This is a genomic window from Kangiella taiwanensis (assembly GCF_020005165.1).
Classification (GTDB): Bacteria; Pseudomonadota; Gammaproteobacteria; order Enterobacterales; family Kangiellaceae; genus Kangiella; species Kangiella taiwanensis.
This window is the reverse complement of the sequence record NZ_JAHCLT010000001.1, coordinates 1-13,453: the sequence shown is the minus strand read 5'-3', so window position 1 is coordinate 13,453 and position 13,453 is coordinate 1. Positions and strand designations below refer to the sequence as shown.

Genomic DNA, 13,453 nt, shown 5'->3' with positions numbered 1-13,453 from the left:
CATACATTTTGACCGGTGGCCTTAAGCATCCCCAAACGTCCACTCTGGTCACTCAAAAAGCGGATATCAAGGCGGATATGCCAGCGACCAAGCATTTGGACTCGATTGTTCTTGGTGCTGGTTGTTTTTGGGGTGCTGAAAAACGTTATGCGGCGATCCCCGGCGTGGTGGATGCGGTGTCTGGTTATGCAGATGGTGAAGGGATTGAGCCTGAGTACCGTGAAATCATTAAGCCGAAATACCGTTTAGATCCGAATAATTATGCTGAAGTGGTCAAAGTCACTTTTAATCGTAATAAAGTGAGCTTAGAAGCGATCTTGAAAAACTACTTTGAAGGCCACGATCCAACGCAAGTGAACCGCCAAGGCAATGATATTGGTACTCAGTATCGCTCGACCATTTTGACTAATTCTTCTGAGCAACAAGATATTGCTGAAAGAATTACGGCAGAATATCAGGTGCTGATGAGTGAAGAAGGCTACGGCGAGATCGCAACTATCATTAAGCCGCTTGATGAATTTCACCGCGCCGAAGAATACCACCAAGATTATTTAGTCAAGAATCCTAACGGTTATTGCCCAGACCATTCGACGGGTGTGGTTTTCGATGACAAAGACAAAGCGCCTGAGGTCGACAATACTGCGCTGCAACAAGGCAAACAGATTGTGGTGATTGAGCCTCAGTCTTACTGTCCGTACTGTGAAAAATTTAAAGAGAACGTTACCAGCGACTATCAGGGTACGATTCCTTTAACTTGGCGTCACGGTAGCCAGCTGGACGGTTTAGACGTGACCACAGAAACCTGGGCAACGCCGACCATTCTGTTTCTAGAAAATGGTAAAGAGGTGTTTGGTCATCAGGGCTACTTAACGCCAGAAGAGTTTTATGCCGTACTGGGTAAGTTCAAACTGGGCGACTCCGAAGCCTATGACGTAGCATTCCAACAGGGCACGGACAGTCGTTTCTGCAAAGAGTACGATATTTTTAAAGACACACCGCCAGGCGTGTTTATCGATAAGCTAAGCGGTCAGCCCCTGTTTGATACCAAAGACCGATTTAATTCAGGCACGGGTTGGTTGTCGTTTACTCAGCCTGTTGAAGGTTCTGTGACTTATCATGAAGATAATGCCTTTGGTTTAGAGCGTACTGAGATTCGTTCAAAATCTTCGGGCATTCACTTGGGGCACGTGTTTGATGATGGCCCTAACGGACAGCCACGTTACTGTATTAATGCGACAGTGTTAGAGTTTGTTCCTCGCTCGAAAACTTAGAGTCACAATTAGCCATATTCCCACAATAATCTAGCCACTTCTGTTGCGTAGCCTTATGATAAGGGGCGAATTAACAAGAAGTGGCTATGACACCATACCCATCTAGATTTAAAACATTTATTCATGAATTCTGGTTGTTCGGACTGAAGCAGGCTTATGCCTGTGTGTTCGGTGGCTTTTTATTGTTGGTGATGGTGGTGACTCACTATTGGTATCCCATCGAGTCCCTGCATCGGTATGATTTTATTTTTATCGCGGCCGTGGCGTTTCAGTTAGTCTTATTGCTATTCAAGCTGGAAACGTTACGCGAAGCTGCGATTATTTTACTGTTTCATATCGTTGCGACAGTCATGGAACTGTTCAAAACCTCTGACGCCATCCAGTCGTGGCATTATCCCGAAGCGTTTACTTTTGGCATCGGTAATGTTCCATTGTTTACCGGCTTCATGTACAGCGCGGTTGGGAGCTACTTAGCACGTGTTTCAAGAATTTTCGATTTTCGATATTCACACTACCCAAAAATATCTTATACCGTGATTTTAGTCTTGGCAGTCTACCTTAACTTCTTTAGTCATCATTACATCATGGATATGCGGTGGGTCATTCTATTGGTGACAGTTATGCTTTTTTATAAAACACAGATCCACTTTAAGGTGATTAAGACTCACAGAAGGATGCCGTTATTACTGGGATGGTTTCTTGTGGCGCTATTTATCTGGTTTGCCGAAAACATCGCAACCTTTGCCAATATCTGGATTTACCCGAATCAAACAAATGGCTGGAAAATGGTATCCCTGTCTAAATTAACCTCGTGGTATCTGCTGATGATACTGAGCTTTGTTATGGTGACCTTAGTACAAGGGATTCGATACCCAGCAACGTTAAAAAGGCTTAACCACTGCCAAGATCACGGCACCTAATAAAATGAGTACGGGGATTTCGTTAAAAACTCGGAAGTAGGTGTGGCTTTTGTCACAACGGCCATCAGCGAACTGCTTTTGATACATGCCGCAGATGAAGTGATAAATAACCAGTAGAACGATTAAGGCCATTTTTGCGTGGAACCAACCTGCTTTTAGATAGTACTCCCAGTTGTAGGAAGCCAGCCAAAGCCCAAAGATAACGGTTAGTACCATGAATGGTGTAACGAATCGGTAAAGCTTTCGCGCCATGATGTTCAGTTGATTGAAAGCGCCATCGTTTTCAGTTTGCGCTAAATTGACGAAAATTCTTGGCAAATAGAATATCCCTGCGAACCAAGCGACCATAAAGAAAAGGTGAAATGTTTTGACCCATTGCATAGCGCTAACCTGTTTGTGCTTTTGAGAAAATGTACTGATCTGTAATCATATCGCGGGTCACGATTCCGTAAATACGCTCTTCCTTGTTATGTGTGATCCGATAGACATAAGCCGCTGAAATTTTACGTTGTTCCATGCGATCATAAGCTTCCTCAAGAGTTGCCTGCAAATCAATGGCGACGATATCTTGACGGTTTGCTGGAATTTCCATGAGATTTATAATCTGCTCGACGTCGCCTTCATCATTTGCATGGGCTTCTTGCGTGATTTCTTCCTGCTCGTCGCTAGTATCTTCATCATCTTTCTGCTTGGAAGCTTTCGCTTTTTTACGCTCTAGTTCCTCTTCCTGCTCAATAAGATAGCGACCTAGGTCACTGGCGACCATTAATGAAATCACTTCGTCGGCGTAATCTTTGATGAGAATCCAGCGAGGTTTGTCTTTTAAGGCAACGGCAATATCTTGTAACGTGGACTCCGCTTTTAAGAAAGCAATATTACGAGTCATAACGCCCGCGACGCCAATGCTGCGTAATACCTGCTTCATTGGGCTGACTTTTAAGCGCATACCACGGTCTTTCATTTGTGTTTCCCAGTAGGACTCGCGTTTGAATAACTGGCTAACGACCAAGTTGCCGATAACGATTGAAAACATGCCCGGTAAAATAATGTTGGGATTATTGGTTAACTCCAATAATGCCATCAGCCCAGCAAGCGGCGCTTGCAGCACGGCACTCATTAATGTCGCCATCCCGATAATGGCGTAAAAACCCGTGTCACTCGAAAGGGTTGGAAAGACGAGGCTCCCTAAAGTCCCAAGCAGTCCGCCGAGCATCGCACCCATGAACAGAGTTGGGCCCAACACACCGCCCGGCATCGAGAGACCGGAACAAATACTGGTGGCGATAAACTTACCCGCTAGACTTAAACCCAGTATGGTTAATAGTAGCTCTCCTTGGAGCGATGAGTTAACCGTGTCGTAACCGATACCCATGACTTGTGGTACTGCCAGCGCAATGATACCGACGCTGGTGCCGCCGACTGTGGTTTTGATCCAAACAGGCCAATCTTTTGAGCCTCTGCGAACAACGCTGGTGAACATAATAAACAAGCTGGCGATAATCCCGCAAATAAAGCCCAGTAGTAGGAAGTAAGGCATTTCCCACAGCGATTGTATGTCCATTGATGCAGGAATGATGAAGGCAGGATCTGAGCCAAAAAACATGCGACTCATCACTGCGCCAGCTACTGATGCCAAAATGATCGGAATAAAGCTGGCGACAGCATATTCCATCATCACGATCTCCATAGCAAAAACAACGCCTGCTAGTGGCGTATTGAAGTTTGCAGAAATCGCGGCCGCACAGCCACAGCCGACGAGGATGCGGGTACTATTATTAGGGAGTTTTAAGCGTTGGCCTATTAAGCTACCTGTGGTGGAGCCTAAGTGAATCCCCGGGCCTTCTCGACCAACCGACTGACCTGAGGCAATTGTCAGTCCACCTAAGAAGAATTGCACAACCGCATTTTTTGCTGGCAAGTGTCCTTGGTGGTGTGCCATGCGTTCCAAGACATGTGATACGCCGACGCGACGAGTATCAGGTTTCAGTTGTTGCAGTAGTAAGCCAACGATTAAGCCGCCAATAGTCGGCAGGAGAAGTTTGAGCCACCAATCGGCATTTTCAAAGTCAGTATTGCCCGATTGATCTGTTGCCCAGAGAACGTAGGAGCTTTCAGTAAAGTATCGGAACAGAATGTTTGAGCCACCTGCTAATATGCCACAGATTAAGCCAATAACCGCCATTAAGGCTAAAGCATCAAAGCCCCCAAGGCGTAATCTTAACCGATCAATTAGCGTCATTCGTCACTCAAGTATGTGATAGGGTCTGTTCCCTTTGGTTATAATTTCTGTTTTAATGCAACTGGAGTCGACTTCTGGTTGCGGATTCTATGCGTGTATAGCCAGCGTCATTAATGACTTACATAATAAGAAAATGTGACCGAAAGAACAAACGATTTCAATGATTTATGACTAAAGATCCCAATCAGCCAGACTATATTATCCGAAAGCGTCGCACGGCCACTTGGTATTGGTCTTGGGCAATCATTATTTTGATTGTATTGATAGCTGCAATGGCCTTAGGCTATTGGCTTAATAAGCGTCAGCACGGCATGACCGCGACAGCTCAACAACAATTCCAGATGTTGAAAGAACAGTTGGATCAAGCTCAAGAAGGGCAAACGCACTGGCAGCAACAATATCAAATCGAGCATGAGATCACACAGCAGCTGAAAACTGAGCTGGATAAATTACACCGTCAAAATCGAAATTTGGAAAAAGAGCGTGAAGCTTTGCAGCGAATTTTTGATCCTGATGGAGTAGAGTCTGGGCTTCAAATTGCCAGTTTTGTCTGGGAACAGGGGCTGGACACGATGTATCGGTATCGTTTGATGTTGATTCAAGCCAAGCAACAATCAGGATCACTGAAAGGTACCATTACGATATCCATCGTTGGCGAGGAAGCTGGCGAGAGAAAAAGTTACAGCTTTGAACAGCTGCAAGGAAACGATAGCAATAATAATACATTTGATTTTACTTACGTCTCGACACACACGGGCACTTTTCAGCTGCCTGAAGGTTTTGAGCCGAGTTTCGTCCGAGTCGTAGCCGCGACATCAGGGCGAGGAGCAAAATCAGTACTCCAAGACTTTACTTGGAAACCCACAAATCCGAGCAATGAGGTTGAAGAAACGAATGCGAAAGAGTAAACGTAAATCTAACAATGTCGATACTTTAATTGCAGATGGAACTTGTATTAATGGTGACATGAGCTTCTCTGGGGCACTGTTTGTAGATGGTGAGATTAACGGAGAGGTGAAGGGCGATACGGAGAAACAGTCAGTTTTATCGATCGGTGTTCACGGTAAGATCAAAGGCAATATTTCGACACCGTACGCCATTATTTTTGGTCAGGTGGATGGTGATGTTTATGTCACTGAAAAGATCGATCTTAAACCTGGCGCTAAAATTAACGGTGACTTGTATTACAAAGTGATTGAGATGAATGCGGGTGCCGAGGTAAACGGTAAAATGGTGGTCGTCGGTGATCCAAAAGCATTGGAGCATAAAGCGGAAGAAGCGCAAGCAGACAATTCTTCGGTTCGTTCAGAAGAGACTCATCAAGAGGCTGTTGAAGCAGAGCCAGCAAAAGCATAAGCTTATGCCCTTGAGATGTTGCGGTGTGACCCCCATCTTCGGCTATAATAGTAAGGTGTTGTAAGAAATAGGTGACAGTATGTCAATTACCGTAACAGACGCCGCCAGTAAAAAAGTGCGTCAACTGATTGAAGAAGAAGAAAATCAGGAGCTTAAGCTACGTGTGTTTGTCACAGGTGGTGGTTGCTCAGGTTTCCAGTATGGTTTTACATTCGATGAAAATCAGAAAGAAAACGATATGACCATTGAACAAGATGGCGTCAAAATCCTCGTGGACTCACTCAGTTTTCAATACTTGATGGGCTCAGAGGTGGATTATACCGAAGGGCTTCAGGGCTCAAGGTTCATTATTAATAACCCACAAGCCAAGACAACCTGTGGCTGTGGCTCCTCTTTCTCAATCTAATTCTTATACGCGCTTAACTCGTCTGTTGAGCGCGTGATAATTCTTTATCTTTAAACATTTGGCTATCTGCCAGCTTTAGTATGTCATCTTTATTTTTAAGTTCAGGCGTGGATGTCGCGTTATATTCAGCATAACCAATGCTACCTCTAACTTTCAATTTGGTCTTTTCATAAATATAGGGAATTTCAATAGCGGCCTTTATTCTCTTGATGACAACCTCAAGCTCTTGTGGGCTATGGCGTTGCGGACTGTCTATAAGCATTAAAAACTCATCGCCGCCGATGCGGCATAAGGTATCTTCTCCACGAGTGACGTTGAGGAGCTGTTTCGCGATATATTGAAGTGTCGCGTCTCCAGCATGGTGACCATAATTATCATTGATGCTTTTGAAGTTATCTAAATCAATATTGATGAGGTAAACCCAAGTGTTATGCCGTTTTGAACGCTCGATCGCTTGTTCTAATAGTTTGCGGAATACTCGAGCATTATAAATCCCTGTCAAATCATCACGTTCAGCGAGAATGGTAATTTCTATGCGTTGACGCTCTAAACGAATCAAGGAGTCTCTAGCGGCTTGATAAAGGGTGCCTATGATTAATACGCTAATGGAAAGTGGTAGCAAGGAGCCGATAATGCCGGTTAGCCAACCGCTAACTGAAACAGCGTAAACGGATGGATCTGCTTGCGGGGTAATGATTCCTTGGGTATAGAGGTAACCGATAATTGAGACATAGACAAAGAACAACCCAATAGAGAATATCCCAAACTTAATACCATAGTATAAAGTGATGAAAATGATGGATAGAATTGACCATAAAATACCATTGCCTAGCAATCCCCAGTTATACACTCCCGCTAGTGAAATGAGAACAGTTAGCACCAGTACCATGTTGAGTTTAAATTTGACTGAAAGCTTATGTCGAATGTAAGCCGAGGTGACTAGGCTGATGGCAATGAACAGATGTAAAGCCATTGAGATTTGGAAACCTGAGATGGGGATTCGACTATATGAAGCAATAGTGGCTGGAACGCTGCAGATCGCTAAAATGATAATAATTTTATCAATAGAACCAACTAGGATTTTTTCCCATTCGCTAAATTGACTGATGTCATTTAGTAGCTTCATGACTTTAGTATGTCACGAGTAATGCAAATTTGCATTAAATTTCGAATAAGCTCTGCTAATCCGATCTGTTGCTAATTATGCTGAGTATATGCCGCCTAGAACGCTGTTTTTGGTTGAGCCTGTGATACTGGATAGCATGATGGGTTCTTTTTTAAGAGTTTTAGAGGCGAACCACGCAAAGGTCATGGCTTCAACCCAATCAGGCTCTACGCCTAAATCAGAGGTGGTGGTGACAGTAAAGCTAGGTAAGTGATTCTGCAACTCTTGAATAATAATCGGGTTGTGCGCTCCGCCGCCACAAAGATAGATTTCACCTTGATCTATCTGTGATAGCACAGCATCAGCAACCGTTTTTACACTTAACTCAAGTAATGTGCGTTGGACGTCTTCAGGTTGGTATTCGCTTAAAGGTTGTTGCGAACTTTCGGCCAACCATTCAGCATTAAAGTATTCGCATCCGGTGCTTTTGGGAGCTGCTTGCTTGAAGTAAGGATCCGCCAGCAATTGCAGTAATAGTTCAGGAATAATTTGCCCGCTGGATGCCCAGTTCCCATCAGCATCATAGTGTTGACCCCGGTGTTGATAAATCCAATGATCCACCAGAGTATTGGCGGGGCCTGTATCAAAACCGATGGCGGGTTTCCTCGGCTTAAGTAGCGTCACATTGGCAATACCGCCGAGGTTAATGACGGCTCGCGGCCTGTCGTTATCCGCAAAAAACGCTTGATGGAATGCTGGGGCAAAGGGAGCTCCTTGACCACCATACGCCATGTCCCGACGTCGAAAATCAGCAACAGTGGTTATGCCTGTTTGGGCTGCGATGATACTGGGATCTCCAATTTGAAGCGTGAAAGGGTAGCTGGAGTCAGGTCTGTGGCGGACCGTTTGACCATGACTACCTATCGCAGCGATATCCGATGCCAGATAGTTTGATTTATCTAAAAGCGTCTTGGTGGCTTCTGCGAACAGTAAGCCGACCTGATGATCTAATTGTCCCAACTGATCGATAGGGTCGCCTTCATATTGCGATTTGCCAAACTTTAGCAACGCTTGCTGAAGATTACTTGGAATGGCTTGGTTATGGGAATCTAGCAGTTGGATCTTTGAGTCGGAGTGGATATCACAGAGAACAGCGTCGACAGCATCGACGCTAGTCCCTGAGATCAGTCCAATGAATAAGGTCACGAGTTAGGCTCTCGTCACCAATTACTTTTGAAGCTTGCTGTTACTTGCTGTGCCTGACGCTTCTTGCTCATTTAGGCGTGCAAAATAAGTTGTACGTTCAGTCTCAAGCTGTGACATGAGCGGTTTTGAGTGCTCTTGGAAGCGAGCCATCTCAGCTTTAGGAACCGGTGCCGCGTGCGGTAATTTTACGCGACGAGGGTTACGGTGCACGCCATTGACTACAAATTCATAGTGTAAGTGTGGCGCTTGTGACATGCCTGTAGAACCAACATAACCAATAATCTGACCTTGCTTGACACGTTGCCCCGCTTTAACTGCACGCTTCGAGAAGTGTAGGTATTTGGTTTCAATGTTACCGCCATGCTGGATAAACACATAGTTACCATTAAAGCGGTTATAGCTGGATTTCGTTACTCGACCATCGCCTGCTGCGCGAACCGGTGTCCCGATTGGAGCACGATAATCCGTACCACGATGTGGTTTGACACGTTTCTGAATTGGATGAAAACGTTTCGGATTAAAGTTAGAGCTGACATAGTTAAACTGCAAAGGTGCACGTAAGAATGACTTTCTTAATGCTTTACCTTCTGGCGTGTAATATGCCGTGCGGCCGTTGGTATCGGTGTAGCGTACAGCGGCATAATGTTCACCCATATTGTTGAACTCTGCCGATAAGATGTTGCCGTAACCGACTTTTTTCCCATCAATATACTTTTCTTCGTAAAGTACAGAGAAACTGTCGTTTTTACGAATTTCTAGCGCGAAATCAATGTCGTATTCGAAAACGCCTGCCAACTCCATGATAACGCCATCAGGAAGTCCTGCTTGTTTGCCCGCGTTATAAAAGCTACTGGTGATGGTGGCTGTCGCGAAACGTTGTTTGAATTCGATCGGTTTAACATCCAGCGATACGTGAAACTCTTTATCAGCAATTTTAGTGATAACAAGAGTATCGCTTGAGTTAAATGGATAGCGCATGCTGTGGAATTCTTTTTCGTCATTAGCCGCGAACTCTAAAGTATGTCCTGGGCGAATTTTCTTTAAGATGTCCACTTTATCGTCAGCTTGCATCATATAATGCAAATCTTTTGAGCTGAACCCAAGTTTTTTAAAGATTCGAGCTAAGCTCTCACCTTTGGCAACTTCAATGGTTTGCCACTCAAAACGAGGCTTTGTGGTTTTTTTGACGAAGTTTTTGATGGCATCGGTAGCTTCGCTAAGCTCGGCAGAAGCTTGCTGGCTATTCATGCTATCGTTTGCTTTACTCTCAGCAGGTAACTCTTTAGCAGGCTCAAGTGCGCCCTCTGACAACTCTGACTGACTTGATGCCATATCAAGATTTGCTGGTTGTGAAGAGGATTGAGTGTCGTCCGATGATAATTGTAATGTAAGAAGTTCTTGTTGTTTATTATTCTCTTGAGTCGATGACTCTTCTCCTGGAGTCATTGCTAAGTAAGAAACTGCCGCGAATATGACCGATAATGCAGAGATCGTAATGATCGCGCCCTTACGTCGGTTTTTCTTTCGGGCAAACAGCGGTTTTTTGCTGTTAAAGCCTTTATAATCACGGTTTATCATAGTTAACTTAAGAAATTGGTTGAATAGTTTTTGCGCAATAACCATAACCTTATGAGGGGTTTTGGTCAATGTTAAAAAGTATTAAATCCATAATTTGGCCACATTTGTTACGGAAATGTGAAAGAGTCAGGATTTTTTACACTTTTGAAAAGCTATCGGACGAAAACTGTCATCAGCTGCTTTTTGCCCTGAAACCGTTGCATACTATGACAATTCGTGTATCTTTGAGCCATCGAAATTTGAGAGAAATACCCTTATGAGTGATTTTGAAGCCATGTTTGAGGAGCTTAAACGTGGAGCTGATGAGATTTTGCCGGAAGAAGAGTTGTTGGCAAAGCTTAAAGAAGGCCGTCCCTTAAAAATCAAAGCGGGCTTTGACCCAACAGCACCTGACTTACATCTTGGTCATACCGTATTAATTAATAAAATGCGCCAATTCCAGCAGTTTGGTCATGAGGTGGTATTTCTTATAGGTGACTTCACTGGAATGATCGGCGATCCAACGGGTAAGAATGTGACACGTAAGCCGTTGACCCGAGACGATGTGCTCAAAAATGCTGAAACTTATAAGGAGCAGGTCTTTAAAATTCTTGACCCTGAGAAAACCACCGTCGCGTTTAATTCTGAGTGGTGTGAAAAGCTGGGTGCTGCAGGGATGATTAAGCTTGCGGCTAACTCTACAGTGGCGCGTATGTTGGAGCGTGATGATTTTAAAAAGCGCTACGCAAATGAACAGCCTATTGCTATTCACGAGTTCTTGTACCCTCTGGTCCAAGGTTATGACTCAGTAGCCATGGAGTGTGATGTAGAGTTGGGCGGTACCGATCAGCGCTTTAACCTGTTGATGGGGCGTGAACTCCAAAAATCAAATGGACAGAAGCCACAGACCGTACTAATGATGCCTTTGCTTGAAGGCTTAGATGGCGTTAATAAAATGTCTAAGTCACTGGACAATTACGTGGGTATCACCGAAGCACCAGGCGTGATGTACCAAAAGCTCTTGTCATTGCCAGACAGCATGATGTGGCGTTATCACGAATTACTGTCGTTTAAGTCGCTGGAAGAAGTTGAGCAGCTTAAAAAAGATGTAGAAGCCGGGACTAACCCGCAAGAGATTAAGAAGGCGTTTGCACTAGAAATCATTGAGCGGTTCCATGGTAAAGAAGCTGCGGACAATGCTCATAAAGGTGCGGGCAACATTATTACGGAAGGTGAGGTTCCCGAAGGAACGCCTGAAGTGGAAGTCAGCCTAGATGGCGCTGAGCAGTTCCCGATAGGAGCTGTGATTAATCGTGCGGGTCTTGCAGCAAACTCAGCTCAGGCAAAAGACATGCTAAAAAACGGGCGTGTTAAAGTTGACTGGGAAGTGGTAGAGCCTTCCTATATGGTCACTCCGGGTAAATATTTGATGCAAGCAGGCAAAAAGAAAATCGCCTACGTTATCGTTACAACGTAAAAAAACTGTACAAAATATCAAAAAGGTCGCTTTCGCGGCCTTTTTTGTGCCCTTTATTAACAATGGTCTCAGACGAAGAAGTTGTCAGCCTACTTTACAAAAAACAAAAATAGCTCCAGTTTTTATTTCAAAACTGCCCACTTTTACCCAATTCCAATATTCACCTTCAGCCAGGGTTTGATTAGTATTTAGTGAAGCTGCATGGGGTAGCTTGTCACACCACTGGAGAAAATAATGGATAATATGTTTAGAAAGTGCGCATTAACGATGGTAATCGGCGCTTCATTAGCACTGCCTGTATCAAGTTATGCAGACTCATTTGTCGTAGTAGCAAAAAATAAGATCAATAAAAACCTTGTGGATAGCATTGAAGCCATGGGCGCAACTGTCACCCAAAGAATTCCACAAGTCGGATTACTCCTCATAGAAAGTGATAACCCTGACATTCGAGAGCGCTTGGCTGGCGTCTCTGGTGTGGGTTCGACTTTTGCAGACTTTACCTTAAATTATGTCGAACCGAATCAAGCTGATGCATTTGACATAAAGTTTGATGAAATGGCCGCTAGTCCCCCAAATACAGGAGATGACGATTTTTTCTTCGACTTGCAATGGGGCCATGATGCAGTAAACGCTACTGAAGCTTGGGAAGCAGGCGTTAGGGGCCAAGGCGTTACTGTCGCAGTTCTTGATAGTGGTATCGATTCATCACACCCGGATTTAGCACCTAACCTTAATGTAGCACTTTCGACATCGTTCGTGCCTGGGGAAGATTTTGATAACCCTCCTGGTAGCCACGGCACTCACGTCGCAGGGACTATCGCTGCTGCGGACAATGCATTTGGAACCATCGGTGTTGCGCCTGAAGCCGAAATCATCTCAGTAAAGGTATTATCAGCAATAACTGGTAGTGGTAGCACTTCAGGTATTTGGCAAGGGATGATTTATGCCGCGGACAACGGTGCGGATGTGATTAATATGAGCCTTGGAATTAGCGGTGGCTTCCCTAAGAACTGTACGTTTACCGATCCTGATACGGGAGAGTCTACACATTACCCGGCCAGAGACTGTAGTGAGTTGATTCGAACCTATAACAAAGTAACACAGTACGTGCGTGATAAAGGAGCCATTATTATTTCATCGGCGGGCAATGATGCTCGCGATATGAACCACGATGGACCTATTATGGCGTTACCCGCTGAAGCAAATGGAGTGGTGTCTGTGTCAGCAACTGCACCATACCTGTGGGGGTTAGACACTACCACAGAATTAGGAGAGTTAGCTTCTTATTCTAATTATGGTCGCAAGGGGGTTGATTTGTCAGGGCCGGGTGGTGACTTTGATGTTTTCTTTGATTTTGGCGCAGCACCTTGTAATGGTCCTGTACTACCTGGACGCCCTTGTTATGTCTACGACATGGTTCTAAGCACAACGCCCGGTGGTTGGGGGTGGAATGCGGGTACGAGTATGGCCTCGCCACATGTTGCGGGTGTCGCTGCGTTAATCATTAGTGAATATGGTGGCAATATCAGCGTTGGGCAACTAGAAAAAGAGCTTCGTACGCGCGCTCTGGGGAAAGGAAAAAGTACCGAGCACGGCAAAGGGCAGGTTTCTACAGGTTATTAATAGAAACTGATACAACTTAAAAAGGCCGCACTCGCGGCCTTTTTTAATGCATAAGCTTAAAAAATGGATCTAATTGATTGTTTTACCATCGTTTTGGGCAAGTTTTAGGCGAAAAGTAATGGTTTTGAAATTAATTTAAAAAAAGATTCAAAAAAGGGTTGCGGGAAGCGATTTAGTGTCTATAATGCGCACCACTTTCGAGGCAAACGAAACATTTGAAACGCAGCGAAAGAGCTCAGGAAGAGCGGTTTTTAAGACGGTTTAAAAAGTTTTAAAAAATGTGTTGACAGGAA

The 13,453-nt window shown here is 44.5% G+C and carries 12 protein-coding genes; 7 read left to right on the top strand and 5 right to left on the bottom strand.

All coding sequences use genetic code 11. The annotated features are described in order from the left end of the window. Nucleotides 1-8: 8 nt before the first annotated feature. Together msrA and KFK88_RS00055 are read left to right on the top strand one after the other, a co-directional pair. Nucleotides 9-1,271, top strand: a complete 1,263-nt coding sequence (gene msrA, locus KFK88_RS00060) for a peptide-methionine (S)-S-oxide reductase MsrA (RefSeq protein WP_396326636.1) — start codon at nt 9-11, stop codon at nt 1,269-1,271. Nucleotides 1,272-1,357: 86 nt separating this feature from the next. Further along, nucleotides 1,358-2,191, top strand: coding sequence for a DUF817 domain-containing protein (locus KFK88_RS00055; RefSeq protein ID WP_223576614.1), 834 nt, complete (start codon nt 1,358-1,360; stop codon nt 2,189-2,191). Here KFK88_RS00055 and KFK88_RS00050 read toward each other — a convergent pair. Then, nucleotides 2,153-2,572 (bottom strand): CopD family protein, encoded by a 420-nt coding sequence (locus KFK88_RS00050; RefSeq protein ID WP_223576613.1) that lies wholly within the window; start codon nt 2,570-2,572, stop codon nt 2,153-2,155. The genes KFK88_RS00055 and KFK88_RS00050 overlap by 39 nt on opposite strands. Nucleotides 2,573-2,576: 4 nt before the next feature. Then, nucleotides 2,577-4,430 (bottom strand): chloride channel protein, encoded by a 1,854-nt coding sequence (locus KFK88_RS00045; protein WP_223576612.1) that lies wholly within the window; start codon nt 4,428-4,430, stop codon nt 2,577-2,579. A gap of 167 nt (nt 4,431-4,597) precedes the next feature. Between KFK88_RS00045 and KFK88_RS00040 the strand changes: the two genes are divergently transcribed. From KFK88_RS00040 to erpA, 3 genes are all read left to right on the top strand, one after another. Continuing rightward, nucleotides 4,598-5,338, top strand: a complete 741-nt coding sequence (locus KFK88_RS00040; RefSeq protein WP_223576611.1) for a DUF6776 family protein — start codon at nt 4,598-4,600, stop codon at nt 5,336-5,338. After that, entirely contained in the window at nt 5,325-5,786 is a 462-nt protein-coding gene (locus KFK88_RS00035; RefSeq protein ID WP_223576610.1) for a bactofilin family protein, read from the top strand. Before KFK88_RS00040 ends, KFK88_RS00035 begins: the two co-directional genes overlap by 14 nt. Nucleotides 5,787-5,865: 79 nt before the next feature. Beyond that, complete coding sequence (gene erpA / locus KFK88_RS00030) at nt 5,866-6,192, top strand: iron-sulfur cluster insertion protein ErpA (RefSeq protein ID WP_263296319.1); 327 nt, start codon at nt 5,866-5,868, stop codon at nt 6,190-6,192. A gap of 13 nt (nt 6,193-6,205) precedes the next feature. Here the strand turns inward: erpA and KFK88_RS00025 are convergent, their stop codons facing one another. The 3 genes from KFK88_RS00025 to KFK88_RS00015 all read right to left on the bottom strand — a co-directional run bounded on the left by KFK88_RS00025 (nt 6,206) and on the right by KFK88_RS00015 (nt 10,081). Further along, nucleotides 6,206-7,318, bottom strand: a complete 1,113-nt coding sequence (locus tag KFK88_RS00025) for a GGDEF domain-containing protein (RefSeq protein ID WP_223576609.1) — start codon at nt 7,316-7,318, stop codon at nt 6,206-6,208. Between the two features lie 75 nt (nt 7,319-7,393). Then, on the bottom strand, nt 7,394-8,503 hold the full coding sequence (locus KFK88_RS00020) for an anhydro-N-acetylmuramic acid kinase (RefSeq protein ID WP_223576608.1): 1,110 nt from the start codon (nt 8,501-8,503) through the stop codon (nt 7,394-7,396). 21 nt (nt 8,504-8,524) lie between these two features. Further along, nucleotides 8,525-10,081: a peptidoglycan DD-metalloendopeptidase family protein gene (locus KFK88_RS00015; RefSeq protein WP_223576607.1), complete on the bottom strand. Its 1,557-nt coding sequence runs from the start codon at nt 10,079-10,081 to the stop codon at nt 8,525-8,527. Nucleotides 10,082-10,337: 256 nt separating this feature from the next. Here KFK88_RS00015 and tyrS point away from each other — a divergent pair, with 256 nt between their 5' ends. Together tyrS and KFK88_RS00005 are read left to right on the top strand one after the other, a co-directional pair. Then, entirely contained in the window at nt 10,338-11,537 is a 1,200-nt protein-coding gene (tyrS, locus tag KFK88_RS00010; protein ID WP_223576606.1) for a tyrosine--tRNA ligase, read from the top strand. Nucleotides 11,538-11,780: 243 nt separating this feature from the next. Beyond that, nucleotides 11,781-13,160 carry a S8 family serine peptidase gene (locus tag KFK88_RS00005; protein WP_317851531.1) on the top strand — a complete coding sequence of 460 codons (1,380 nt, stop codon included), beginning with the start codon at nt 11,781-11,783 and terminating at the stop codon, nt 13,158-13,160. The last annotated feature ends 293 nt before the right edge of the window (nt 13,161-13,453 follow it).

What these genes read in the sequence shown, in the direction of transcription:
- erpA (WP_263296319.1), top strand. Translation starts at nt 5,866, where the DNA reads ATGTCAATTACCGTAACAGACGCCGCCAGTAAAAAAGTGCGTCAACTG.
- KFK88_RS00005 (WP_317851531.1), top strand. Translation starts at nt 11,781, where the DNA reads ATGTTTAGAAAGTGCGCATTAACGATGGTAATCGGCGCTTCATTAGCA.
- KFK88_RS00040 (WP_223576611.1), top strand. Translation starts at nt 4,598, where the DNA reads ATGACTAAAGATCCCAATCAGCCAGACTATATTATCCGAAAGCGTCGC.
- KFK88_RS00050 (WP_223576613.1), bottom strand. Translation starts at nt 2,572, where the DNA reads ATGCAATGGGTCAAAACATTTCACCTTTTCTTTATGGTCGCTTGGTTC.
- tyrS (WP_223576606.1), top strand. Translation starts at nt 10,338, where the DNA reads ATGAGTGATTTTGAAGCCATGTTTGAGGAGCTTAAACGTGGAGCTGAT.
- KFK88_RS00045 (WP_223576612.1), bottom strand. Translation starts at nt 4,430, where the DNA reads ATGACGCTAATTGATCGGTTAAGATTACGCCTTGGGGGCTTTGATGCT.
- KFK88_RS00055 (WP_223576614.1), top strand. Translation starts at nt 1,358, where the DNA reads ATGACACCATACCCATCTAGATTTAAAACATTTATTCATGAATTCTGG.
- KFK88_RS00035 (WP_223576610.1), top strand. Translation starts at nt 5,325, where the DNA reads ATGCGAAAGAGTAAACGTAAATCTAACAATGTCGATACTTTAATTGCA.
- KFK88_RS00025 (WP_223576609.1), bottom strand. Translation starts at nt 7,318, where the DNA reads ATGAAGCTACTAAATGACATCAGTCAATTTAGCGAATGGGAAAAAATC.
- KFK88_RS00015 (WP_223576607.1), bottom strand. Translation starts at nt 10,081, where the DNA reads ATGATAAACCGTGATTATAAAGGCTTTAACAGCAAAAAACCGCTGTTT.